Raw genomic sequence first — 22,022 nt, 5'->3', positions numbered from 1 at the left:
TCCTTACTCGGCCATGGGGTGCCGCAGCGCCCGCTGGAGGTCCTTGAGCGCCTGGACGCTGCTCTTCTCGCCGGTCAGCGCGGCGTACGCCGCGCGCTGCACGGCCGCGGTCAGGTCGCCGTACCGGAAGACGCGCGGGCGCGGCACGGCGTGCAGGATCGACCGCTTGAGCGTGGGGAGGTAGGGATACGTCTTCACCAGGGCGGGGTCCTGGTAGAGCGACGCGTACGTGGGCGCGGCGGGCGCGTACTTGAGGGAGAAGCGCTGGTTCTCCTCGTTGGTGAAGAACTCGATGAAGTCCAGCGCGGTGGCCTTGTTCTTGGCGGAGGCGGTGAGGGCGAGGTTGTGGCCGCCGAGGCTGGAGGCGCCGGGCCCGTGCAGGCCGGGCAGCGGGGCCACGCCGAACTTCCCGGCGACCTTGCTGGAGCCGTCCTTCTTCGCGGCCAGCGGGTACATGTAGGGCCACTGGCGCTCGAAGATCAGCTTCCCGGCCTGGAAGGCCTGCCGGGCGTCCTCCTCCTGGTAGGTGATGGCCTCCTTCGGGACCGTGCCGTCCCGGACGGCGTCGACGAGGAAGTCCAGCCCGGCCTTGGCCTGCGGGGTGTCCAGGTGCGGGCGGCCGCGGGCGTCGGTGACGGTGCCGCCCGCGGAGTTGACGGCCTCGGCGACGTTGACGGTGAGGCCTTCGTACTTCTGGAACTGGCCGGCGTAGCAGGACATCCCGTGCGCCTCGGGCAGCTTCTTCACCTTCGCGCAGTCGGCCTTCATCTCCGCCCAGGTGGTCGGTGGTTCGGCGATGCCGGCGCGGCGCAACAGATCGGTGCGGTAGTAGAGCATGCCGCCGTCGGAGGTGGCCGGAACCGCGTACAGGCCGCCCCGGTAGGTGGCCGTCCCCACGATCGGGTCGAGCATCCTGCCGAGCGGAAAGCGGTCGGCGGGCAGCCGGTCGACCCAGCGGTGAGCGGCGAACTCCGTGGTCCAGACGGCGTCGAGGGAGAGCACCGTGAACGCGTCGGACTTGATCTCGGCGTTCTGGATCATTTGCTGGCGCTGCGCGTCGGGGTCGGTGGGCAGTTGGACGAAGGTGACCTTCTCGTCGGGGTGGGCCTTGTTCCACCGGTCGAGCACGGCTTGCACGGTGCCGGTGGTGTCCTTGCCCGCGACGTACGTGATGGGGCCGCGGCCCTCGAACGTGCCGGCTTTCGCGGCGGGCGGCGCGCCGCCGGAGGTGCCGCAGGCGGTCACGGCGGTGAGTCCGAGGAGCCCGGCACAGGCGCTCCGGACGGCTCTGGTGGTCCTGGTCTTCACTGTCTCTCCTGGCAGCTGGGCACCGCACACCGGATGCCGTGCGGTACACCGACCGTGTGACTGCGCTGTCTTCCGCATCCCGGGCAAGCAGAAACAAGAGACGCCCGATAGAGGGCCATTGAGGGGAAGAGGGGTGCAGGAGCGGGGGAAGGCGGCGGTCACTCCGTAACAACGCTTGCACGCTAGGAGGAGGCGTGAGGGAAGTCAACGCGTTACGTCGAGGTAATTTCCCGACCGCTCGCGGATGCTATGCCCCTGTTTGACGCGAGTAGTTGAGGGTCGTACCGGTGATCAGGTAACCGGGACAGCGTTGTCACACCATGAGCGTGACAGCGCTGTCTCAGAGAGGTTTCCGAGCGCCATGGCGGGTGCTACCGTCCGGGCATGCCACCAGCCCAGCGCCACCACCCCACGCTGGCCGACGTCGCCCAGCGGGCCGGGGTGTCCGCCTCCACCGTCTCCCGCACCATGCGCGGCCTGACCACGGTCTCGCCGGACGTGCGCGCCCGCGTCGAACAGGCCGCACGGGAACTGCACTTCGTGGTGTCCCGTCAGGCATCCAGCCTGGTCACCGGCCGTACGGGCGTGGTCGCCGTGCTCGCGCCCACGCTCAACTCCTGGTTCATCGGCTCGGCACTCTCCAGCCTGGGGCCGGTACTGCGCGCGGCCGGCCTGGACCTGCTGGTCTATGTCATCCCGGACCTGGCGGAGCGCACCGACTTCTTCGACCGGCTGCCCGCGCGGCGCAACGCCGACGCGCTGCTGGTCTTCTCCTTCGACCTCTCCGAGGAGGAGAGCGCGCGCCTGGACGACCTCCAGATGCCGGTGGTCTACATCAGCCAGCACGCCAAGGGCCGCCCCAGCGTGTACGTGGACGACGTGGCAGGGGCCCGCGCCGGCACCCGGCACCTGCTCGGCCTCGGGCACCGCCGGATCGCCTTCGTGCAGACCACCGGCGCCAGCGGCTTCACCTTCAGCTCGCACGAGCGGCTGCTCGGCTACCGGCAGGCGCTCAGCGAGGCGGGCGTGGCGCCGGACGACGATCTGGTGGTGGCCACGCCGCCCGGGGACAAGCGCCGTACCGCCGAAGCCGTTGGGACGCTGCTGAGCCTGCGCGAACCGCCCACCGCGATCTTCGCCGAACAGGACGAGGTCGCCGTCTCGCTGGTCTGGACGCTGCGCAAGGCCCATGTCGACGTGCCGGCGCGGATGTCCGTGCTGGGCTTCGACGACCATCAGATGGCCGAGTGGTCGGACCTCACCACGATCGCCCAGTCCCCCGCCGACATCGGACGGGCGGCGGGCGAGCTGGCCCTCGATCTGATCAACGACCCGGAAGCGGACCGGGCCCGGCACCTGGTCCTCCCCACCCGGTTGATCCCCCGGGCCACGACGGCACCGCCACGGCCGGCCGCCCGGGACCGGCCAGCGGAAGCGGCCGAACCCGCCGGCCCGGCCCCGGACGCGCCCGCCCGAAGCCGGGCCGGAGCGGACACGTACGAGTGACCGCCTCGCGCCCCGAGGACGGCCCGCTCCTGGCGCGAAGAGGCGGTACGGGCCCGGGGCACCCGCCCGTGCCGCCGTGCCGCGCTCATGCCGGGCTCAGCCCTGCTGGAACATCTCCGCGGGCAGCGGCTTGAGCAGCGCGTACAGGTCGTCGGTGATCGGGCGGTCCCAGCTGGCGATGGTGACCAGCACGCCGTCGTTCCGGTCGAACTGCACGCAGGAGACCCGGCCCTCGGAGCACTTGATGCGCTTGACGATCAGCAGGTTGTTGTCGTGCATCACCGGGAGGTCCTCGGTCTCCACGACGGTGACCTCCTCGTCGTGGCCCAGCGCGTCCAGCAGCTGCGCCACCTCGAAGGGCACCTCGCCCTCGCCGAGATCCCGCGCCGGGGATCCTTCGGGGAGATTGCCGATGATCATCGCCGGGCCGCGGCCGCCGAAGAGGTCGTAACGCAGGAAGACGCCCTGGCAGCTGCCGTCGGGAGCGGGCAGCAGCCCGGCACCCAGATTGCCGGGCCAGTCCCCGGGGTCCATGGCAAGCACATCAAAATCGGGCCCGGCAGGCACGGCGCTACGGCGGCGGAGGAACGACATACAGCCATCGTACGTGGCGCGCCGCGGCACCACGCTGCGGTCCCGGGGCGGCCGTCACCCCTCCGGCACGGTGGGCGGCGGCACGAGGCCGGCGCCCGCGCTCTCCAGCAGTCGCGGCAGGCCGCCGCGGTCCGTGCCCATCTTGCGGTAGACCCCGGACAGCAGCCGGCTGACGGCCGGCACCTGGGTGCCCAGCTCCACGGCGATGCGGTCCTTGGTCCAGCCCTGCACGACCCACTCGGCCACCGCCCGCTCCTGCGCGGTGAGCGTGTCCGTACCGGAACTGCGCAGCTGGAGCGGGCGCAGCCCGGCGGCGGACAGCTCGTCGCGGGCGCGGGCCGCCAGCGCCTCGGCGCCGCAGTGCAGGGCGCTGTCCAGGCCGCGGTAGAGGCGATCGGCGGCGTCCTGCGGCAGGCCCGCCCGGCGCAGTGCGGCGCCGTGCTCCACCAGCGCCTGGGCCAGCTCGAAGGCGGACGGGGAACGCTCGAAGTGGCGCACCGCCTCGGCCAGCAGCTTCATGCCCTCCGCGCCGCCGACCACGCCGGCCTTGCAGAACAGCGCCTGCCCGATGGCCGACTCCGTACCGAAGTCCTGCGCGCGCTGCAGCGCCTCGTCGACCAGGGTGAGGGCCCTGGCCCGGTCGGTGAGGGCGATCGCGCGGGCGAGGTGCAGCTGCCAGGGGCACCAGGCGGGGTTGCGCATGGCGCGCGACTCCAGCCGCCTGCCGACCGCCGTGAGCTGCTGTTCCGCGTCGCGGTGCAGTCCGCGCGCGAGCAGCAGCTCGCTGTAGACGGTCTGCGAGTCGGGGTACACGACGGCGTTCGGCACGACCTCGCCGTAGCTGTACGTGTCGGCCAGCTCCTGGGCCTCGGCGATCCGTCCGCGGGCGAGCAGGATCTCGATGAGGATGCCGATCGCGAACCACTGGGCGGGCACCCGCTGCCCCACCCGGTGCGCGATCCGCAGGCCGCCGTGGACCAGGTCCTCCGCCTCGGCGAGCCGGCCGCGGCGGTAGCGGATGTAACCGAGCAGGGTGTACCCGAAGGAGAGGTGGGCGCCGCGCCAGCCCTTGCGCTCGCACTCGGCGATGCCCTTGTGGAACAGCTCCTCGGCACGGCCCGGCTGGTCGCAGTACATGAAGGTGAGCGCGACGAGGACGGGCACTTCGAAGCCCTACTCCTCGTCCGTCCACGGCAGGCCGTCGCCGAGCGCCTCCTCGGCGTAGTGCAGCGCCCTCTGCGCGCTCTCGCCGCGCACCATGGCGTCCCAGGCGCGCAGCCCGAGGATGTACCGCTCGGCCATGCCGCGCCCGGTGAGATGGTCGGCCAGCTTGGCCAGCAGCCGGGAGCGGGCGGGCGACTCCTGCTCGTCGGCCCGGAAGGCGTTCCACATGAACTGCTCGGCCTGCATGCGCAGCCGCGTCCGCGCGTTGGTGGCCCGCTGCGCCTCCGCTGCGACCACCTCCGCCGCCTCCTCCATACGGTCGGCGTGTGCGAGCGCCTGCGCCAGCTTGTACGTGATCGTCTCGCGCAGTTCCGGGTCGAGCTCTTCCTCCTCCAGCGCCGCACGGAGGTGGTTCACCGTGGTCGCGGGCTCGCTGAGCAGGGAGGAACAGCCCAGCTCGAAGAGGACCAGGGCGCGGTCCTGCAGAGCAGGGGGCTCGCGCAGCGCACGGGCCAGGCAGCGGCGGGCCGCGTCCGGCGCGCCCGCGCGGAAGTACTCGCTCGCGGCCTCGCGCAGCCGCTGCACGACCCAGTCGTCGTGCTCGGGGTGCATCTCCAGCAGGTGCCGGGCCGCGGCCGTGGCGCCGTGGCCCGCGTCCACCACGGCGGCCGCCGCCTGGCCGTGCAGCGCGACCCGCAGCGCGCCGGGGATGGCCTGGTAGACGGCGCTGGCGACGAGGGGGTGGAAGAACCGGAGGTTGCCGTTGTCCGAGGAGGCGGCCGGGGCGAGGATGCGGGCGTCGCGCAGCTTGTCCACGACGTCGGCGGCCTGGACGGAGCCGAGGCCCGCGACGTTGGCGGCGAGCGTCGGGGAGACCTCCGTACCGAGCACGGAGGCGGCCCAGGCGAAGCGGACGGCGGCGGTACCGAGCCGCTCCAGGCGTTCGATGAGTCCGCTGTCCTTGATGGCCATGACCAGCTCGCGGAGCTGGGAGACGTTGGCCTGCTGCGGCTTGATGTCGCGCTCGCGGATCTTGGCGCTCAGCTCGACGACCTCGTACGGATTGCCGCCGGTGACGGCCCAGCACTCGCGGCAGAACGCCTCGTCGGCTCCCTCGCCGACCATGTGGGTCACCACGCGCCGGACGGCGGCGGGGGTGAGTGGGGTCAGCTCGAAGGGGCGGGAGCCGCTGCGCTCGGCGATCCGGCGCAGCGGACCGGCGCCGGCCGGCAGCTCGTCGGGGCGGTACCCGACGATGATCAGTATGGGGAGCTCCTCCGCGCGGGCGGCGAACGCGGTGAGCCAGGCGAGGGATTCGGAGTCGGCCCAGTGGGCGTCGTCGAGGATGAGGACGACGGGCGTGAAGTGCACGGCGAAGCGGGTGACGACCCAGTCCAGGCCGTCCCGCACGCCCTGCGGGTCGGGGGAGGCGTCGCCGTCCGCCGCGACCAGCCCCACGGCGGGCGCGACGATGTCGTACCAGGTGCCCAGGATCCGGCGGTGCTCCTCGGGGGACTCGGCGGCGAACACCGGCTGCACCAGCTGCCGTACCACATGGAAGGCCACCTCCTGCTCCTGCTCGCCGCCGCGGGCCAGCAGGACCGTGCAGCCGCGGGCGATGGCGCGCCGGCGGGCCTCGTTGATCAGCGCGGTCTTGCCCATGCCCGCGGGCCCGGCGAAGGCGATCAGGCCGCCCGTCCGCACCCCTCCGTCCTCTTTGCCGGAGCCGCACAGGTCGGTCAACATGCCGTCCAGTGCGCTCAGTTCCGTATCCCGCTCGAGCATCGGCCTGCGCGCCCGGCCGGACCGCCCGGTGATCTCCGCCATGTTCCGCCCTCACCCCTTTTGCATATGGCGACGAGCCTAGCGCCGCGTGGCTCCGCATGGTCGGGCCCGAGCAACTTCCGACCATGAATCGGGGGAGCGTACGCCGTGGTTGCGCGCTGTCCGGGACATTGCGCGGCGCGCTCCCCCTTACCTGCGCGGGTGGCGCGAGCGGGCGACGTCCGCGAACTTATTGACCGATAAACCTGCTCCCTTCTTGACTGGTCAACGCAGGAGCCTCAGGCTCCCCTGACTGCGCCGCGGGGCGCAGCTTGAAGGAGGCGGACCATGAACGACCACAAGAGTGCGACGGTAGTACCGTTGCCCCCCGTACCCAGGCGTACCGCGCCCCTCCTCATCCCCTTCCCGGCGCGGTTGAACCCCGGGGTGGAAGCGGCGCGGCGGCACACCCTCGGCTGGCTGCACGATCACGGCATACTGCGCGGTGCGGCGGCGACGGAGGAGTACGACGCACTGCGACTGGACCGGCTCATGGCCTACTTCTACCCCGAGGCCGGCGCCGCCGAGCTGGCCCTGGCGACGGACTTCAACGCCTGGTTCTTCCTCTTCGACGACCAGTTCGACGGCGAACTGGGCCAGTGCCCGGAGTCGGTGGCGCACTTCGTGGACCGCGTGGTGCGCACGATGGACGACACGCCCGATCTGCTGCCCGAGGAGCCCGACAGCCCGCTGGTCGCCGGCTACCGCGACATCTGGCTGCGGATCACCGCCGGGGCGCCCCGCGCCTGGCAGCTGCGCTTCCAGGACCACTGGGAGCGGTATCTCGGCGCGTACCACTGGGAGGCGCAGAACCGTACCCGCAAAGGCGTGCTGCCGTTGGAGCAGTACCTCAAGGGCCGCCGGGACTCCATAGGCGTACAGCCGTGCCTGGACTTCGCGGAGCGCTGCGGCGGTTACGTCCTCCCGCGTGAGCTGCACGGCAGACCGCCGCTGGCCGAGCTGCGCCGGCTCACCGCCGATGTGGTGATCTTCGTCAACGACGTCGTCTCGGTGGACAAGGAGCTGGCGGCCGGGGACGTCAACAACAGCGTGATCATCCTGCAGCGGTCGACCGGCTGCACGCTGGACCAGGCGGTGCGCAGGATCGTCCGGACGACCAACGCGCGCGTGGACCAGTTCCAGCAGATCGCCGCAACGCTGCCCGCGACGCTCAAGGAGCTGGGCGTACCGGCCGAGGTGCACGACCACGTGGGCCACTACGTCACGCACATGCACCACCTGATGAGCGGCAATCTCGTGTGGTCGCAGGAGACCCCGCGCTACGACGACACCGGCACCGCCTCCGTACGCAGCCGGCCCTGGGCCGACCTCTTCGCGGCCGCCGACCCGGGCACGCTGTCGGCGCACCGTACGACCGGCTCCTGACCGGCGGCCCGCCCCGATGACCGAGGTGCTCAACTACTGGAAGGCCGGGCTGGGATCCGTACCGGCGGAGGTGTGGGAGACGGTGCCGGGGCCGCGCACGCTGATCCTCGCCGACAACGCCCTCACCGCGCTCCCCGACCGCATCGGCCGGCTGACCAGCCTGCGCACGCTCGACCTCGGGCACAACGCACTCACCCGGCTGCCCGCCTCGCTCGGCGACCTGACCGGCCTCTCCGGCTGCCTGTACCTGCACGACAACCGACTGGCCGAACTGCCGGCCACACTGGGGCGGCTGGCCCGCCTCGGCTATCTCAACGTTGGCGAGAACCCGCTCGGCCGCCTCCCGGACGCGCTGGGCGGGCTTGCGGGCCTGTACGAACTGCGGGCCCAGCACTGCGCCCTGACCGCGCTGCCGCCGGCGCTCGGCCGGCTGACCCGGCTGCGGGAGCTGTGGCTGCGCGGCAACCACCTCACCGCGCTGCCCCGCACCTTCGCCGAACTGCGGGAACTGCGCGAACTGGAGCTGCGCGGGAACGCCTTGGCCGAGCTGCCCGAGGTGCTGCGCGGCCTCCCGCTGCTGCGCCGGCTGGACCTGCGCTCCAACTGCATCGGCACACTCCCCCACTGGCTGCCGGAGTGCCTGTCCCTGGAGAAGCTGGATCTGCGCTGGAACGCCGTCGACGAGGCGGCGCCGGTGCTGCGTGCCCTGCGGGACCGCGGCTGCGTCGTCCTCGTCTGACGGGCGCGCCGCCCGGCCGGGGTCCGGTCCGGGCGGCGCGGCCGCACCCGCTCAGCGCGCGGCGTCGTACCGTCCTCCGGGCGTCACGTCAGGTCGAACTCGCCGTCCCGGGCGCGCAGCACGAAGCCACGCCATTCGCCGGGCGAGAACACGACGGCCGGGCCGTCCGGGCTGCGGCGGTCCCGCATCGCGATGAAGCCGTCGACGAAGGCGATCTGGACATCGCCCACGCCCTGGCCACTGGGCTGCCACTGGGCCTGTGTGAGGTCGAGTTCGGGCTGCTTCTCGCCGGTGATCCGCTGCTCGGTGATGGTGCTTTCGGCCACGTGTACCGCTCCTCCCCGGTGGGGTCCGCCGTCCCGGCCAGCGTAACCATCGTGCCCGGCCACCGACAGGCCGCGACGGGCCGGATGGCCCCGATCCGCACGGCATCGGTCAGGTCGCGGGCGGCTCGGCGCCGACCAGCCACATCGCGAAGAACTGCGAGCCACCCCCGTAGGCGTGCCCCAACGCACGCCGGACACCCGGGATTTGGTGGTCCCCGGCCCGGCCGCGGACCTGGAGCGCCGCCTCGGCGAAGCGGAGCATGCCCGACGCGCCGATCGGGTTGGTGGAGAGGACGCCGCCCGAAGGATTCACCGGGAGGTCACCGTCCAGTTCCGTCACGCCGGCCTCGGTGAGCTTCCAGCCCTCGCCCTCCTCGGCGAAGCCGAGGTTCTCCAGCCACATCGGCTCGTACCAGCTGAACGGCACGTACATCTCGACCGCGTCGATCTGGCGGCGCGGGTCGGTGACGCCGGCCTGCCGGTAGACGTCGGCCGCGCAGTCCCGCCCGGCGCGCGGCGAGACGACGTCCTTGCCCGCGAACAGCGTCGGTTCGCTGCGCATCGCCCCGCCGTGCACCCATGCCGGCGGGTGCGGCGCGTGGTCGGCGCCGGCCCGTCCGGTCAGGACCATCGCGCACGCGCCGTCCGAGGAGGGGCAGGTCTCGGAGTACCGGACGGGGTCCCACAGCATCGGGGACGCCTGCACCTTCTCCAGGGTGATGTCGTGCTCGTGGAGGTGCGCGTACGGGTTCTTGAGCGCGTTGCGGCGGTCCTTGTAGGCGACGAGGGAGCCGATCGTGTCGGGTGCGCCGGTGCGGCGCATGTAGGCGCGGACGTGCGGGGCGAAGAAGCCGCCGGCCCCGGCCAGCAGCGGCTGCTGGAAGGGGACGGGCAGGGACAGGCCCCACATCGCGTTGGACTCGGACTGCTTCTCGAAGGCGAGGGTGAGGACGGTGCCGTGTACCCGTGCGGCGACGAGGTTGGCGGCCACCAGGGCGGTGGAGCCGCCCACGGAACCCGCGGTGTGCACCCGGAGCATGGGCTTGCCGACGGCGCCGAGCGCGTCGGCGAGGTACAGCTCGGGCATCATGACGCCCTCGAAGAAGTCGGGCGCCTTGCCGATGACGACGGCGTCGATGTCGGCCCAGGTCAGCTGGGCGTCCTCCAGGGCGCGCAGGGCGGCCTCGCGGACCAGCCCGGCGATCGAGACGTCCTTGCGTGCGGCGACGTGCCGGGTCTGGCCGATGCCGACGACGGCCACGGGCTCCTTGCTCATGACGGCCTCACTCCCCTTCCAGGACGGCGACCAGGTTCTGCTGCAGGCACGGGCCCGAGGTGGCGTGCGCGAGGGCGCGGTCGGACGCGCCGCGCTGGATGCGGGCGGCCGCCTCGCCGAGCCGGATCAGTCCGGCGGCCATCATGGGGTTGGCTGCCAGGGCGCCGCCCGAGGGGTTCACTGCGACGTCGTCGGTGAGCCGCAGGGCGCGGCGCAGCACGATCTCCTGGGAGGTGAAGGGCGCGTGCAGCTCCGCGGTGTCCACGGGGCGCTCGAAGGCCCCGGCACGTTCGGCGGCGAGCCGGGTGGAGGGCGAGTCGGTGAGGTCGCGTACGCCCAGGGCGTGGGCTTCGATGCGGTGGTCGATGCCGCGTATCCAGGCGGGCCGTTCGCACAGCTCTCGGGCCCTGTCCCCGGCGGCCAGGATGACGGCAGCCGCGCCGTCCCCGATGGGCGCGCAGTCGCCGCGCCTCAGGGGGGCGACGACGTGGTCGCCCATGGGGACGTCGCCACGCAGCTGGGCGTGCGGGTTGGCGGCCGCGTCGGTACGGCTGCGCGCGGCGACCCCCGCCAGGACCCGCTCGTCGGCGGCGCCCGCGTCGAACAGCGCCTGCGCCTGAAGGGCGGCGAGCGCCACGGAGTCGGGCCACAGCGGCGCCACGTAGTACGGGTCGAGCTGGCGGGTGAGCACTTCCCGCAGGTCGCCGGGCGAGGACTTGCCGTAGGAGTAGACGAGGGCGGTGTCGGCCTCGCCGGTGAGGAGCTTCACCCAGGCCTCGTACAGCGCCCAGGCGCCGTCCATCTCGACGTGCGACTCGGCGACGGGCGGCCAGGCGCCGACGCCGTCCAGGGCCATGGTGAAGGAGAAGGCCCGGCCTGCGAGGTAGTCGCAGGAGCCGGAGCAGACGAAGCCGAGGTCGGCGGTCTTCAGGGAGACCGCGTCGAGCACCTCCTTCAGCACCGGCATCAGCATCTCCACCTCGGAGACCTCGCGGCTGTCCGGTACGTGATCGGACTGCCCGAACGCGACGATCGCCACGTCTCGCATCACACCAGCTCCCTGTACGTGTCGTAGTCGGCGTCCGGCTCCCCGGTGGGCCGGTAGTGGTCGGGCCAGCGCTGGCCTTCCTTCCAGACCGGCTCGACCCGCATGCCCATCCGGACCTGGTCGTACGGAATGCCGGCGATGCGGCCGTGGAGCGCCAGCCCCGCGCCGTCCAGGGCGATGTGGCCGTAGACGTAGGGCACTTCGATGTCCAGGCCCTTGGCCTTGATGTTGACGATGCAGAAGGTGGTGACGGTGCCCTTCGGGCCGACCTCGACGCGTTCGCCGGTGGGGACGCCACAGGTGGGACAGGCGCCGCGCGGCGGCACGTAGACCTTGGCGCACTCAGGGCAGCGTTCGCCCACCGTGCGCCGCTCGGCGAGCGCCCGGAGGTACGCGGTCTGGGCCCGGCCGGGGCTGTACGTGTAGTCGAGGCGGGCGGGGAGGGTGACGACGGAGACGGCGTCGGCGAAGTCGCCGGCGTGGTCGCGGGGCGCGGGCCCGGCCGCGCCGTCGTACGGCTCGAAGCAGGCGATGTCCGTGATGGCGCCCGTCCGCGTCTCCGCCCACCGGATGCGGACCCGCATGCCGGTGGAGACCGCGTCGGGCGAGGGGGCGTCCAGGACGTGCAGCAGGGCGCTGTCGGTGCCGTCGAGCCGGACGAGCACCCAGGCGAAGGGCCGGTCGAGCGGGGGCTTGCCGGTGGGGTGCGGGTTCCAGGCCCAGGTGGTGACGGTGCCGACCTCCGCGACCTGGACCATCTCGTGCAGCTCGGCGGCGGTGGCCGGGTCGTACTCGGTGGGCGGCACCAGCACCGTGCCGGCGGTGGTCCGGACGCCGAGGACGGTGCGCTCGCGGAGGCCGGTGAGGAAGGCGCTCTGCACGGGCCCGAGGGAGCGGGTGAAGGGGAATTCGACGACGAGTGGGGCGGCGAGGATCTCGGTGGTCACGGCTGCTCCTCAGGTGCGCCGGTAGACGGGCGGGCGCTTCTCGGCGAAGGCTTTCGCGCCTTCCTTGGCGTCGGCGGTGCCGAAGATCGGCCAGCCGTGTTCGAGTTCGTGTGCCAGTCCGTCGGTCTCGGTCATCTCCGCGGTCGCGTAGACCGAGGACTTGACCGCTTCGACCGCGAGCGGGCCGCAGGCGTTGATCTGTTCGGCGATCTCCAGGGCCTTGGCACGGGCGGTGCCATCCGGCACGACGTGACCGATCAGCCCGGTCCGTTCGGCTTCCCGCGCGCTGTACGGGCGGCCGGTGAGCAGCATCTCCAGGGCGTGCGTGCGGGGGATCTGGCGCTGCAGGCGGACGGTCGAGCCACCGATGGGGAAGAGCCCGCGGCGCACTTCGAAGAGCCCGAAGGTCGCGCTCTCACCGGCCACCCGGATGTCCGTGCCCTGCAGGATCTCCGTACCGCCTGCCACGCACGGGCCCTCGACGGCGGCGATGACGGGTTTGCGCGGCCGGTGGTGCCGGAGCATGGCCTTCCAGTGCAGGTCGGGATCGGCTTTCATCCGGTCGCGGTACGCGTCGTCGGCCATGCCGCCGCCGGCCAGCGCCTTGAGGTCCATGCCGGCGCAGAAGACACCGCCCGCGCCGGTGAGGACGACCGACCGGATGTCGTCGTCGGCGTCGGCGGCCAGCCAGCCGTCGTACAGGCCGACCAGCATCGGCGGCGAGAGGGCGTTCTTCGCCGCCGGGCGGTTCAGGGTGAGTACGAGTGTCGCGCCGACGCGCTCCACGGTGAGGTGTTCGGTGCCGGTACCGGGGGTGCCGCCCATGCCGTTCTCCCGTCCTGCCCGTATGAAGGATCCGCTCTGCCCGGGTGAAGAATGCAGAACAGGTTGCAGGAGCGGCACGGCGACTTCAAGAGTTTTCTGACACTCAGTCAGTTTTATTGGCCGCGGCCCTTCCCCCTTACCGCCCCGGCGGCTCTAATGAGCGCCGGACCAGCGGCCGCGCGATCAGGAGGAGACGTGGAGTACAACCTTGCCGACCTCTTCGAGTCGATCGTCGACACGGTGCCCGACCGCGAAGCGTTGGTGTACACCGACCACCCCGGCAGCGGCGCCGAACGCCGGCTCACCTACCGGCAGCTGGACCGGGCGGCCAACCGCCTCGCCCACCACCTCCAGGACTCCGGCGTACGCCCCGGCGACCACGTCGGCCTGCACCTCTACAACGGCGTCGAGTACCTCCAGGCGTTCTACGCCTGCCTGAAGATCCGGGCCGTGCCGGTCAACGTCAACTACCGCTACGTTGAAGAGGAGCTGGCCTACCTCTACCGCGACGCCGACCTGGTCGCGCTCGTCTTCGACGCGGAGTTCACCGAGCGGGTGGCCGCCGCCGCGCCCCGGGCGCCGCGCCTGCGCCACCTCGTACGGGTCGGCACCCCGCCGCCCGGCGCCCCCGAACCCGCGCGCCCCGTCGTTCCCTTCACGGAGGCCGAGGCCGCCGGCTCCCCCGACCGCGGCTTCGGACCGCGCAGCGCCGACGACCGCGTCATCATCTACACGGGCGGCACCACCGGCATGCCCAAAGGCGTGGTCTGGCGCCACGAGGACCTGTTCTTCTCCGGCACGGGCGGCGGCGCGCCCACCGGCGAACCGGTCTCACGCGCCGAGGAACTGGCCGAACGGGCCGCCGCGAGCGGCGAAGGGCTGGTCTTCTTCCCCACTCCCCCACTCATGCACGGCACCTCCACCCTCACCGCCCTCATAGCCTTCCACTTCGGTCAGAAAGTCGTCCTCCACCGCAAGTACGTGCCCGAAGAGGTCCTGCGAACGATCGAACGCGAACGGGTCACCAGCGTCTCCCTCGTTGGCGACGCGATGCTGCGCCCGCTGACCGACGCCCTGGCCGGCCCGCTCAAGGGCACCGACTGCACGACCCTCTTCGCCGTCTCCAGCTCCGGCGCGATCCTCTCCGACACCGTGCGGGCCCAGTTCACCGCCCTGGTCCCGCACGCGATGCTGCTGAACAACTTCGGCTCCTCCGAGTCCGGCTTCAACGGCACCGCCACCGACGACGCGGGCCCCGACACCGGCTTCCGGCTGCACGTCAACGGCCGTACCGCGGTGGTCGACCCGGTCACGCACGCACCGGTGGCGCCCGGCGAGCCCGGCCGGCTGGCCCAGCGCGGCCACGTGCCGCTGGGCTACTACAACGACCCGGCCAAGACCGCCGAGACGTTCTTCGAGGCCGACGGCGAACGCTGGGTACTGCTCGGCGACATGGCCACCGTCGACGAGGACGGCGTGGTCACGGTCCTCGGCCGCGGCTCGCAGTGCATCAACTCCGGCGGCGAGAAGGTCTACCCCGAAGAGGTCGAACAGGCCCTCAAGGCCCACCCCGACGTGTACGACGCACTCGTCGCGGGCGTCCCGGACGACCGCTGGGGCAACCGCGTCGCGGCCGTGGTGCAGCTCCGCCCGGGCGCGGCGCCGGTGGATCCGGCCGCCGTCCAGGCCCACTGCCGTAGCCACCTCGCCGGCTACAAGATTCCCCGCACGGTCGTCTTCACCGACCACATCCAACGCTCCCCCAGCGGCAAGGCCGACTACCGGTGGGCCAAGCGGGTGGCGGGCGGCGAGTAGGCCCCCGGGGGACGGCTGCCGCGTCGTCCTCCGGCTGACGGAGGCGTCTCGGGCCGGCCGGGGTGCCCGCCTCCGGTCAGCCGCAGACCGAGCGCACGGAGCGGGCCAGGGCCACCGTGTGCAGCGGGTCCAGGCGCGCGTCCCGTACGACGCCGGCCGAGGCCACCGCCAGGACGGGCGTGCAGGACGGGGACGTACGCGCGGCCGAGGAGTCGGCGAGGGCGCGTACCAGCCCCTCGTTGATGCGGTTGATCTCCTCGCGGACCTCGGCGAGGTCGGGGCGGGTGGTGGGCGCCCGGGAGGGGTCGGCGGTCCAGGCGCGGTGCAGCCCGCGCTGCACGATCTTGTTCGCCTCGATCTGGTCCCGGAAGACCGCCACCGTACGCGCGGGGTCCGCGCCCAGTTCACGCGCCCGCTGGGCCACCGCATCGAGCACCTGCTGCTCGCGCGCCGGGTCGTCGATGGGGCTGTCGGTGCCCCACTTGGCCGCCGCGACCAGGTCGGCGGTCGCCAGCCGCTCGGCGGACAGCGCGGCGAGGGGACGCAGCGCGGTGTACTGGCCCGTACGTGCGGTGGGCCTGGTGGCGGCCGGAGCCGTGCGCTCCGGCGAGCCCGAGTGAGCCACCGGGGCAGCTTGGGTTGCCGGGGCCGCTTGGGTTGCCGGGGCCGCTTGGGTTGCCGGGGCCGCGGTCGCGCCGGGGGCTCCGGCGAACAGGGCGGCCGCGGCGACGGTCGTGACCACCGCGCGGCGGACGACGACGTGCCGCGGTGAACGGCGGCGGACGGAGGAGCTGAGTGGCACCGGTTCCCCTTCTCTGTCGGTCCCGCAAGGGGCTGCTCGATCGCCTTGTTCTACTGGAACAAGGGTCGTCACGGCTACCGGAGTCCGCCGACCGGACAGCCGTGCAGAAACTCCCCCGCCCCCGGCGTCAGCCCTCCCGCACCAGGAAGCCCTGTACCGCGTCGAGGAATTCGCGCGGCCGCTCCTCATGGACCAGGTGGCCGGCGCCGTCGATCGTGACCAGTTCGGCGTGCGGGATCAGTTCCGCCATGCGCGCCAGCCGCTCCTGCGGAATGTGGCTGTCGGCACCGCCGCCGATCACGAGCGTGGGCGCGGTGATCCGCCCGAGCGCTTCCCACCACCCCGGATCCGGCGCGTTCCGCTCCGCCACCACCGTGGCCTTCGCCGCCCAGTCGAACAGCGGCGGGCCGGCCGGTGCCTCCGGTACCTGCTGCGGCGGGTCGGCGGGCAGCGGCGGGGCCGCCTCTTCGAGGATCAGCCGCGCCACCAGCTCGGGTCGCTCGGCGGCCAGCAGGAGCGCGGCCACCGCTCCCAGCGAGTGGCCGATGAGCGTGACCTGATCGAGGCCCAGCTCGCGAAGGAAGCCGATCGCGTCGTCCCGCCACCGCTCGAAGCCGTACTCGCCGGGCCACTCGCTCTTCCCGTGGCCCCGCTGGTCCAGCGCGTACACCCGGTGGGTGGTCGCCAACTGCCCGACCACCCCGCGCCAGTCCTCACCGTCCTCGCCGAGACAGTGCAGCAGCACCGCCGGGGGCGCCTCCGCCTCGCCCCACACCCGGTACGCCAGCTCGACCCCGTCCACCTGCACCTTCTGTACGTCCGCCATGGGCCGAAGGTACCCACGAGGACGCGTCCCGAACTCCGTTTCCCTCTCCTCTCTCAGCTCGTGGGCGGCTCCCCCTTGATGACGGCGAAGACGGCGCCGTACGGGTCGCGGAACATCGCCAGGCGGCCGACCCCCTCCGCGTCGACCGGCGCGATGAGGGCCGTCGCGCCGCGCTCCGTCGCCGCCGCGGCAGTCGCGTCGCAGTCGTCCACCCCGAAGTACGGGTGCCACTCCGAGGTCGAACCGCGGTCGAGATGCTCCTGCGGCAGCTGCATCATGCCGCCCTGACCGAACGCGGGGGACGCCGCGACACCTGCCGGGACGACGATGGTGTACGCGCCCGCTTCGCCCATCGGCAGGTCCTGGTACTGCCAGGAGAAGACCGAGCTGTAGAAGTCCTTGGCCGTGGCGGCGTCGGTGGTGTACAGCTCCGTCCAGCACAGGGCGTTGGCCTCCATCACGGCTTCCAGCCCCTTGACCTCGCCCGGCTGCCAGACCGCGAACCGGGCGCCGGCGGGGTCGGTGAACGCGGCCAGCCGGCCCGCGGTGAAGACGTCCATCGGCTCGGCCCGGACCGTGCCGCCGGCAGCCGCCACGGCCTTGGCCGTGCCGTCCGCGTCCGCGGTGTGGAAGTACAGCGTCCACGCCGGACGGGCGCCTTCCTCGACCAGGGGGCCGATCGCGGCGACGGTGCGGCCGTCCAGCCGGAAGAAGCCGTAGCCACCTGCGTCCGGCCCCAGGGACTCGAAAGTCCAGCCGAACACCTCGCTGTAGAAGGCGACGGCCTCGTCCACGTCGGGGACGCCGAGGTCCAGCCAGTTCGGCGCACCCGGTACGTACTGGGTCGAGAGCATGAACAGATCCTTCGGTGTGTGGCGAAGCTGGTGAACTGCCGTCGTGACTGTCGTAGCCGTCGCGACTGTCGTGACTGCGTAGCTGTCGTGGCTGTGTAGCTGTCGTGGCTGTCGTGGCTGTCGTGCCTGTGTGGCGGTGTCCGGCCGCCGGTCGTTCACGGCCCGCACCACCCGGTTTCCCGAACGATTCACAGCATGGCAGGCACCACTGACAGTCACCCCGCAACGGCTCGTCACCGCAGGTCGGGCGGCATGCCGCAGCCGCATCGACCGCTCGGCCGGCGCAACCACCGGGCGCCTCAGGCCCTCCCGTCCCTCCGCCGTCCCAGCCGGTCCCGGAGCTCCCGCTTGAGGATCTTGCCGCTGGCGTTGCGCGGGAGCTCGGGGACGAGGACGACGCGCTTGGGCGTCTTGAAGGCGGGCAGCCGGGTGCGGGCGGCGGCGATCAGTTCCTGCTCGTCGAGGTCTCCGGCGTCCGACTTCGGTACGACCACCGCCGTGACCGCCTCGATCCACCGGTCGTCCGGCAATCCGATCACCGCGACCTCGGCGACCTTCGGGTGCTCGTACAGCACGTCCTCGACCTGCCGTGAGGCGACCAGCACACCGCCCGAGTTGATGACGTCCTTCACCCGGTCGACGACGGTGAGGTACCCGTCGGGGTCGCGGACGGCGAGGTCGCCGGAGCGGAACCAGCCGTCCCTGAAGGCGGCCGCGGTCTCCTCCGGCTTCTCCCAGTAGCCCTCGCACAGTTGCGGCGAGCGGTAGACGACCTCGCCCGGCGTCCCGTCGGGCACGTCCCGGCCCTCCTCGTCGACGACCCGTGCCTCCACGAAGAGCACCGGCCGTCCGCAGGAGTCCATCCGCCCCTCGTGCTCGTCGGGCCCCAGCACCGTGGCCAGCGGGCCGATCTCGCTCTGCCCGAAGCAGTTGTAGAAGGCGAGGTCGGGGAGGCGGCCGCGGAGCCGCTCCAGTACGGGTACCGGCATGATCGACGCCCCGTAGTACGCCTTGCGCAGCCCGGTGAGGTCGCGCGCGGCGAAGTCGGGGTGGTGGGAGAGGCCGATCCACACCGTGGGCGGCGCGAAGAGGCTGTCCGCCCGGCCCGCGCCCACCAGCTCGAAGATGGTGTCGGCCGCGGGCGCGTCCAGGATGGTGTTCTCCGCTCCCACGGCCAGGTAGGGCAGCAGGAAGACGTGCATCTGGGCGGAGTGGTAGAGCGGCAGGGAGTGCAGCGGCCGGTCGGCTTCGGTGAGGTGCAGGGCCGTGATGGCGCTGACGTATTCGTGCACGAGGGCGCGGTGGGTCATCATCGCGCCTTTGGGGAGCGCGGTGGTGCCCGAGGTGTAGAGCAGCTGGACGAGGCTCTCCCCGTCGACGTCGCCGAGCGGCGGCAGCGCGGCGAGGGCCGAGGGGTCGGCGCGCAGCCGGTCCAGCCGGGCGAGCAGCCCGTCGGCGGCGTCGCGCAGCGGCAGTGCGGGCGCCCCCGCCGGAAGTTCGTGCGCGAGGGCGGGGTCGGTGAGAACCAGCGAGCTGCCGGATTGTTCGACGATGTAGCGGAGGTCGTCGCCCGTGATGTGGTGGTTGACGGGTACGTGGACGAGGCCGGCGCGGGCGCAGGCGAGGAAGCCGATCAGGTAGGCGTCGGAGTTGTGTCCGTAGGAGCCGACCCGGTCGCCGGGGCGCAGTCCCTCGCCGAGAAGCAGCCGGGCGGCGGCGGTGACCGCCTCGTCCAGCTCCCGGTAGGACCAGGAGCGTTCGGCGTACCGCACCGCCGTGCGCTCCGGCACCCGCCGGGCGCTCCGCCGCAGCATCCCGTCGACCGTACTGCTCCGCACTCCAGCCATGGCGCGATCCTGTGCCCAGCCTCCGTCCGGGTCAAGGGAGGCGGCATCGGGGCGCGGCGGGCTCCGGTGGCCCCGGCCGCCGCGCCGTGTCTCAGAGGGCGCGTTCGCGGCCCTCCCAGTACGGTGCGCGCAGCCGCCTCTTGTAGAGCTTGCCGTTGGGGTCACGGGGCATGGCGGCGAGGAAGTCGACGCTCTTGGGGCGCTTGTAGCCGGCCAGTCGGGTGGCGCAGTGGTCCAGTATCTCGGCGGCCAGTTCCGGGCCCGCTGTGCGGCCTTCCTCGGGCTGCACGACGGCCTTGACCTCCTCGCCCCAGTCGTCGTGGGGGATGCCGAAGGCGGCGGCGTCGGCGACGGCGGGGTGGGCGAGCAGGGCGGCCTCGATCTCGGCGGGGTAGATGTTGACGCCGCCGGAGATGATCATGTCGATCTTGCGGTCGCGCAGGAAGAGGTAGCCGTCCTCGTCGAGGTAGCCGAGGTCGCCGACGGTGAAGAAGTCGCCGATGCGGTTCTTCTCGGTCTTGCCGTCGTCCTTGTGATAGCGGAAACCGCCGGTGGCCATCTTCATGTAGACGGTGCCGACCTCGCCGGGCGGGAGGCGGTTGCCGTCGTCGTCGAAGACCGCGAGTTCGCTGATGGGCCAGGCTTTGCCGACCGTGCCGGGTTTCTTGAGCCAGTCCTCGGCGGTGGCGAAGGCGCCGCCGCCCTCGCTGGCCGCGTAGTACTCCTCGACGCAGCTTCCCCACCAGTCGATCATGGCGCGTTTGACGTGGTCCGGGCAGGGCGCCGCACCGTGGATGGCGTGCCGCATGGCGGACACGTCGTACCGGTTCCTGATCTCCTCCGGAAGGGCGAGCAGCCGGTGGAACTGGGTGGGCACCATGTGGGTGTGCGTGCAGCGGTACGTGTCGATGAGGCGCAGCATCTCTTCGGGGGTCCAGCGGTCCATGAGGACGAGCCGGTGGCCGATGTGCAGCGAGGCGCCGGAGAACTGCAGGACGGCCGTGTGGTAGAGCGGCGAGCACACGAGATGCACGTTGTCGTCGAAGGGCCGGATGCCGAAGATCCCGAGAAAGCCGCCGAGATGGGTCTCCTCGGGGGGCTTGCCGGGCAGCGGGCGGCGGATGCCGCGCGGGCGTCCGGTGGTGCCGGAGGTGTAGTTCATGACCCAGCCGAGCGTGCGCTCCTCGGGGGGCGTCTCCGGCTGCCCCTGAAGGAGCTCGGCGTACGGGCGGAAGCCGTCGACGGCGCCGACCGCGTACCGGTGTGCGGCGGGCAGTCCGGCCTCGTCCGCCGCGGAGCGGGCCGCGTCCCCGAAGCGCTCGTGCGTGATGAGCACCTTGGCGCCGGAGTCGGCGACGATCCAGGCGATCTCCGGGCCGACGAGGTGGTGGTTGACGGGCACGAGGTAGAACCCGGCCTGGCTGGCGGCGAGGTAGGCGGTGAAGAACTCCACCCCGTTGGGCAGGACGACGGCGAACGCGTCGCCGCGGCGCAGTCCGGCGGCGCGCAGGCCGTGCACGAGACGGTTGCAGGCGGCATGCAGGCGGCCCGCCGTCCACTCCTCGCCGTCCGGTGCGACGAGCACGGTGCGGTCCGGCGCCGCGGTGGCCTGGGCCCAGAAGCCGCTGGGGGCCGGTGTCCCGGGTTGCGGCTCTCGTGTCGTGGTGTCGCCCTTCATGTGCAGCCCTCCTCAACGGCCGGCGATGCGGTTGATGCGGTCGATGGCGCGTTCGAACCCGCGGGTGAGGTCGTCGAAGACGGCCTGCACGCTGCGGGTGCTGTTCATCTGTCCGACGATCTGGCCGACCGGGGTGCCGAGCAGCGCCTCCGTCTCGTACTTCTGGATGCGCGTGAGCGCGTCGGCGACCAGCAGGCCCTGCAGCGGCATGGGCAGCGGGCCGGGGCCCGTCGGATCGTCCCAGGCATCGGTCCACTCCGTACGCAGCTGCCGTGCGGGCTTCCCCGTGAGGGCGCGCGAGCGGACGGTGTCTCCGGGGCCGGCGGCGAGCAGCTTCCGAGTGAGCAGCGGCGAGTGCAGTTCGGCCTCCTCGGTGGTCAGCCAGACCGAGCCGAGCCAGACACCCTGCGCCCCGAGGGCGAGGCCCGCCGCGACCTGTTCGCCGGTGCCGATGCCGCCGGCGGCCAGCACGGGGAGCGGGTCGACGGCGCGTACGACTTCGGGGGTCAGCACCATCGTGGCGATCTCGCCGGTGTGCCCGCCCGCCTCGTAGCCCTGCGCGACGATGACGTCGATGCCGGCTTCCTGGTGGTGCCGGGCGTGCCGGGGGCTGCCCGCCAGTGCGGCCACGAGGACGCCGTGGTCGTGGGCGCGGCGGACGACATCGGGCGGCGGCGAGCCGAGCGCGTTGGCGAGCAGCTTGATCGGGTAGTCGAAGGCGACGTCCAGCTGGGAGCGGGCCACCTGCTCCAGCCATCCGGTGATCCGCCACCCGGACGCCTCGCCCTCGGGAAGCGGCGGCACGCCGTGTGCGGCGAGCGTCTCCTCGACGTACGCGCGGTGGGCCTCGGGGATCATCGCTTCGATGTCGGCCTCGGTGACGCCCTCGACCTTCTTCGCGGGCATCACCACGTCCAGGCCGTACGGCAGGCCTTCGGTGTGCTCCTGCATCCAGTCCAGGTCGCGCGCGAGGTCGTCGGCGGCGCCGTACCGTACCGCGCCGAGCACCCCGAATCCGCCCGCGCGGCTGATCGCCGCGGCCACGGCGGGAAACGGCGTGAACCCGAAGACGGCGTGCTCGGCCCCCAGTGTGCTGCTCAACTCCGTCTGCATGGGCGCAGGATGCCGCAGCACGCCACACGAGGGAAGAGTTTTTCTGACGCAACGTCAGTTTGCGGCTGTCGGTTGTGCCTGACGGCCCCAGGACCGCCGACAGGCTCCGCCCCGGCCGGGGAAGGCCGGGGCGGGCCGGCGGAG

At 72.4% G+C, this 22,022-nt stretch carries 17 protein-coding genes and 1 pseudogene; 4 read left to right on the top strand and 14 right to left on the bottom strand.

Going from position 1 to position 22,022, the window contains the following annotated elements:
* Positions 1-3: 3 nt before the first annotated feature.
* A complete protein-coding gene (locus IF20_RS24185; protein WP_052867378.1) occupies positions 4-1,308 on the bottom strand; it encodes an ABC transporter substrate-binding protein in 1,305 nt (434 codons plus the stop codon).
* 384 nt (positions 1,309-1,692) lie between these two features.
* Here IF20_RS24185 and IF20_RS24180 point away from each other — a divergent pair, with 384 nt between their 5' ends.
* The gene (locus IF20_RS24180) at positions 1,693-2,814 is read left to right on the top strand and encodes a LacI family DNA-binding transcriptional regulator (protein ID WP_324605593.1); all 1,122 of its coding nucleotides are present in this window, start codon (positions 1,693-1,695) and stop codon (positions 2,812-2,814) included.
* Positions 2,815-2,910: 96 nt separating this feature from the next.
* On the opposite strand, the gene IF20_RS24175 is transcribed toward IF20_RS24180, so the two are convergent.
* Together IF20_RS24175 and IF20_RS24170 are read right to left on the bottom strand one after the other, a co-directional pair.
* The gene (locus IF20_RS24175) at positions 2,911-3,408 is read right to left on the bottom strand and encodes a hypothetical protein (RefSeq protein WP_052867377.1); all 498 of its coding nucleotides are present in this window, start codon (positions 3,406-3,408) and stop codon (positions 2,911-2,913) included.
* A 54-nt stretch (positions 3,409-3,462) separates the two neighbouring features.
* A pseudogene (locus tag IF20_RS24170) lies at positions 3,463-6,399 on the bottom strand (ATP-binding protein).
* A gap of 285 nt (positions 6,400-6,684) precedes the next feature.
* Between IF20_RS24170 and IF20_RS24165 the strand changes: the two are divergent.
* Together IF20_RS24165 and IF20_RS24160 are read left to right on the top strand one after the other, a co-directional pair.
* Positions 6,685-7,782 carry an isoafricanol synthase gene (locus IF20_RS24165; RefSeq protein WP_052867376.1) on the top strand — a complete coding sequence of 366 codons (1,098 nt, stop codon included), beginning with the start codon at positions 6,685-6,687 and terminating at the stop codon, positions 7,780-7,782.
* Positions 7,783-7,798: 16 nt separating this feature from the next.
* The gene (locus IF20_RS24160) at positions 7,799-8,521 is read left to right on the top strand and encodes a leucine-rich repeat domain-containing protein (RefSeq protein ID WP_052867375.1); all 723 of its coding nucleotides are present in this window, start codon (positions 7,799-7,801) and stop codon (positions 8,519-8,521) included.
* An 83-nt stretch (positions 8,522-8,604) separates the two neighbouring features.
* On the opposite strand, the gene IF20_RS24155 is transcribed toward IF20_RS24160, so the two are convergent.
* The 5 genes from IF20_RS24155 to IF20_RS24135 all read right to left on the bottom strand — a co-directional run bounded on the left by IF20_RS24155 (position 8,605) and on the right by IF20_RS24135 (position 12,943).
* Entirely contained in the window at positions 8,605-8,847 is a 243-nt protein-coding gene (locus IF20_RS24155) for a DUF397 domain-containing protein (protein ID WP_052867374.1), read from the bottom strand.
* Between the two features lie 109 nt (positions 8,848-8,956).
* Positions 8,957-10,123 (bottom strand): thiolase domain-containing protein, encoded by a 1,167-nt coding sequence (locus IF20_RS24150; RefSeq protein ID WP_052867373.1) that lies wholly within the window; start codon positions 10,121-10,123, stop codon positions 8,957-8,959.
* 7 nt (positions 10,124-10,130) lie between these two features.
* Positions 10,131-11,171, bottom strand: coding sequence for a thiolase domain-containing protein (locus tag IF20_RS24145; protein ID WP_199896720.1), 1,041 nt, complete (start codon positions 11,169-11,171; stop codon positions 10,131-10,133).
* Positions 11,171-12,118 carry a Zn-ribbon domain-containing OB-fold protein gene (locus IF20_RS24140; RefSeq protein WP_052867371.1) on the bottom strand — a complete coding sequence of 316 codons (948 nt, stop codon included), beginning with the start codon at positions 12,116-12,118 and terminating at the stop codon, positions 11,171-11,173. The genes IF20_RS24145 and IF20_RS24140 overlap by 1 nt, the downstream gene beginning before the upstream one ends.
* A 9-nt stretch (positions 12,119-12,127) precedes the next feature.
* Positions 12,128-12,943, bottom strand: a complete 816-nt coding sequence (locus tag IF20_RS24135; protein ID WP_052867370.1) for a crotonase/enoyl-CoA hydratase family protein — start codon at positions 12,941-12,943, stop codon at positions 12,128-12,130.
* 195 nt (positions 12,944-13,138) lie between these two features.
* Between IF20_RS24135 and IF20_RS24130 the strand changes: the two genes are divergently transcribed.
* A complete protein-coding gene (locus IF20_RS24130) occupies positions 13,139-14,758 on the top strand; it encodes an acyl-CoA synthetase (protein ID WP_052867369.1) in 1,620 nt (539 codons plus the stop codon).
* A 76-nt stretch (positions 14,759-14,834) separates the two neighbouring features.
* Here the strand turns inward: IF20_RS24130 and IF20_RS24125 are convergent, their stop codons facing one another.
* The 6 genes from IF20_RS24125 to IF20_RS24100 form a co-directional block, all read right to left on the bottom strand.
* Positions 14,835-15,560 carry a chorismate mutase gene (locus tag IF20_RS24125; protein ID WP_407702548.1) on the bottom strand — a complete coding sequence of 242 codons (726 nt, stop codon included), beginning with the start codon at positions 15,558-15,560 and terminating at the stop codon, positions 14,835-14,837.
* A 127-nt stretch (positions 15,561-15,687) separates the two neighbouring features.
* Complete coding sequence (locus IF20_RS24120; protein WP_052867368.1) at positions 15,688-16,386, bottom strand: alpha/beta fold hydrolase; 699 nt, start codon at positions 16,384-16,386, stop codon at positions 15,688-15,690.
* Between the two features lie 53 nt (positions 16,387-16,439).
* Complete coding sequence (locus IF20_RS24115; RefSeq protein WP_052867367.1) at positions 16,440-17,240, bottom strand: VOC family protein; 801 nt, start codon at positions 17,238-17,240, stop codon at positions 16,440-16,442.
* A 299-nt stretch (positions 17,241-17,539) separates the two neighbouring features.
* Positions 17,540-19,087 carry a fatty acyl-CoA synthetase gene (locus IF20_RS24110; RefSeq protein WP_052867366.1) on the bottom strand — a complete coding sequence of 516 codons (1,548 nt, stop codon included), beginning with the start codon at positions 19,085-19,087 and terminating at the stop codon, positions 17,540-17,542.
* Positions 19,088-19,178: 91 nt separating this feature from the next.
* Positions 19,179-20,765 (bottom strand): acyl-CoA synthetase, encoded by a 1,587-nt coding sequence (locus IF20_RS24105; RefSeq protein ID WP_052867365.1) that lies wholly within the window; start codon positions 20,763-20,765, stop codon positions 19,179-19,181.
* A 12-nt stretch (positions 20,766-20,777) separates the two neighbouring features.
* On the bottom strand, positions 20,778-21,878 hold the full coding sequence (locus tag IF20_RS24100) for an NAD(P)H-dependent flavin oxidoreductase (RefSeq protein WP_052867364.1): 1,101 nt from the start codon (positions 21,876-21,878) through the stop codon (positions 20,778-20,780).
* Between the last annotated feature and the right edge of the window lie 144 nt (positions 21,879-22,022).

Origin of the sequence: Streptomyces niger (assembly GCF_000718305.1) — a bacterium.
Taxonomy (GTDB): domain Bacteria; phylum Actinomycetota; class Actinomycetes; order Streptomycetales; family Streptomycetaceae; genus Streptomyces; species Streptomyces niger.
Note: the sequence above shows the minus strand (reverse complement) of the source record. Positions and strands in the feature narration are given on the sequence as shown.

Excerpts from the sequence above, each read along its gene's own strand:
- IF20_RS24165 (WP_052867376.1), top strand. The coding sequence starts at position 6,685 with ATGAACGACCACAAGAGTGCGACGGTAGTACCGTTGCCCCCCGTACCC.
- IF20_RS24135 (WP_052867370.1), bottom strand. The coding sequence starts at position 12,943 with ATGGGCGGCACCCCCGGTACCGGCACCGAACACCTCACCGTGGAGCGC.
- IF20_RS24105 (WP_052867365.1), bottom strand. The coding sequence starts at position 20,765 with ATGAAGGGCGACACCACGACACGAGAGCCGCAACCCGGGACACCGGCC.
- IF20_RS24120 (WP_052867368.1), bottom strand. The coding sequence starts at position 16,386 with ATGGCGGACGTACAGAAGGTGCAGGTGGACGGGGTCGAGCTGGCGTAC.
- IF20_RS24160 (WP_052867375.1), top strand. The coding sequence starts at position 7,799 with ATGACCGAGGTGCTCAACTACTGGAAGGCCGGGCTGGGATCCGTACCG.
- IF20_RS24100 (WP_052867364.1), bottom strand. The coding sequence starts at position 21,878 with ATGCAGACGGAGTTGAGCAGCACACTGGGGGCCGAGCACGCCGTCTTC.
- IF20_RS24115 (WP_052867367.1), bottom strand. The coding sequence starts at position 17,240 with ATGCTCTCGACCCAGTACGTACCGGGTGCGCCGAACTGGCTGGACCTC.
- IF20_RS24145 (WP_199896720.1), bottom strand. The coding sequence starts at position 11,171 with ATGCGAGACGTGGCGATCGTCGCGTTCGGGCAGTCCGATCACGTACCG.
- IF20_RS24180 (WP_324605593.1), top strand. The coding sequence starts at position 1,693 with ATGCCACCAGCCCAGCGCCACCACCCCACGCTGGCCGACGTCGCCCAG.
- IF20_RS24175 (WP_052867377.1), bottom strand. The coding sequence starts at position 3,408 with ATGTCGTTCCTCCGCCGCCGTAGCGCCGTGCCTGCCGGGCCCGATTTT.
- IF20_RS24150 (WP_052867373.1), bottom strand. The coding sequence starts at position 10,123 with ATGAGCAAGGAGCCCGTGGCCGTCGTCGGCATCGGCCAGACCCGGCAC.
- IF20_RS24110 (WP_052867366.1), bottom strand. The coding sequence starts at position 19,087 with ATGGCTGGAGTGCGGAGCAGTACGGTCGACGGGATGCTGCGGCGGAGC.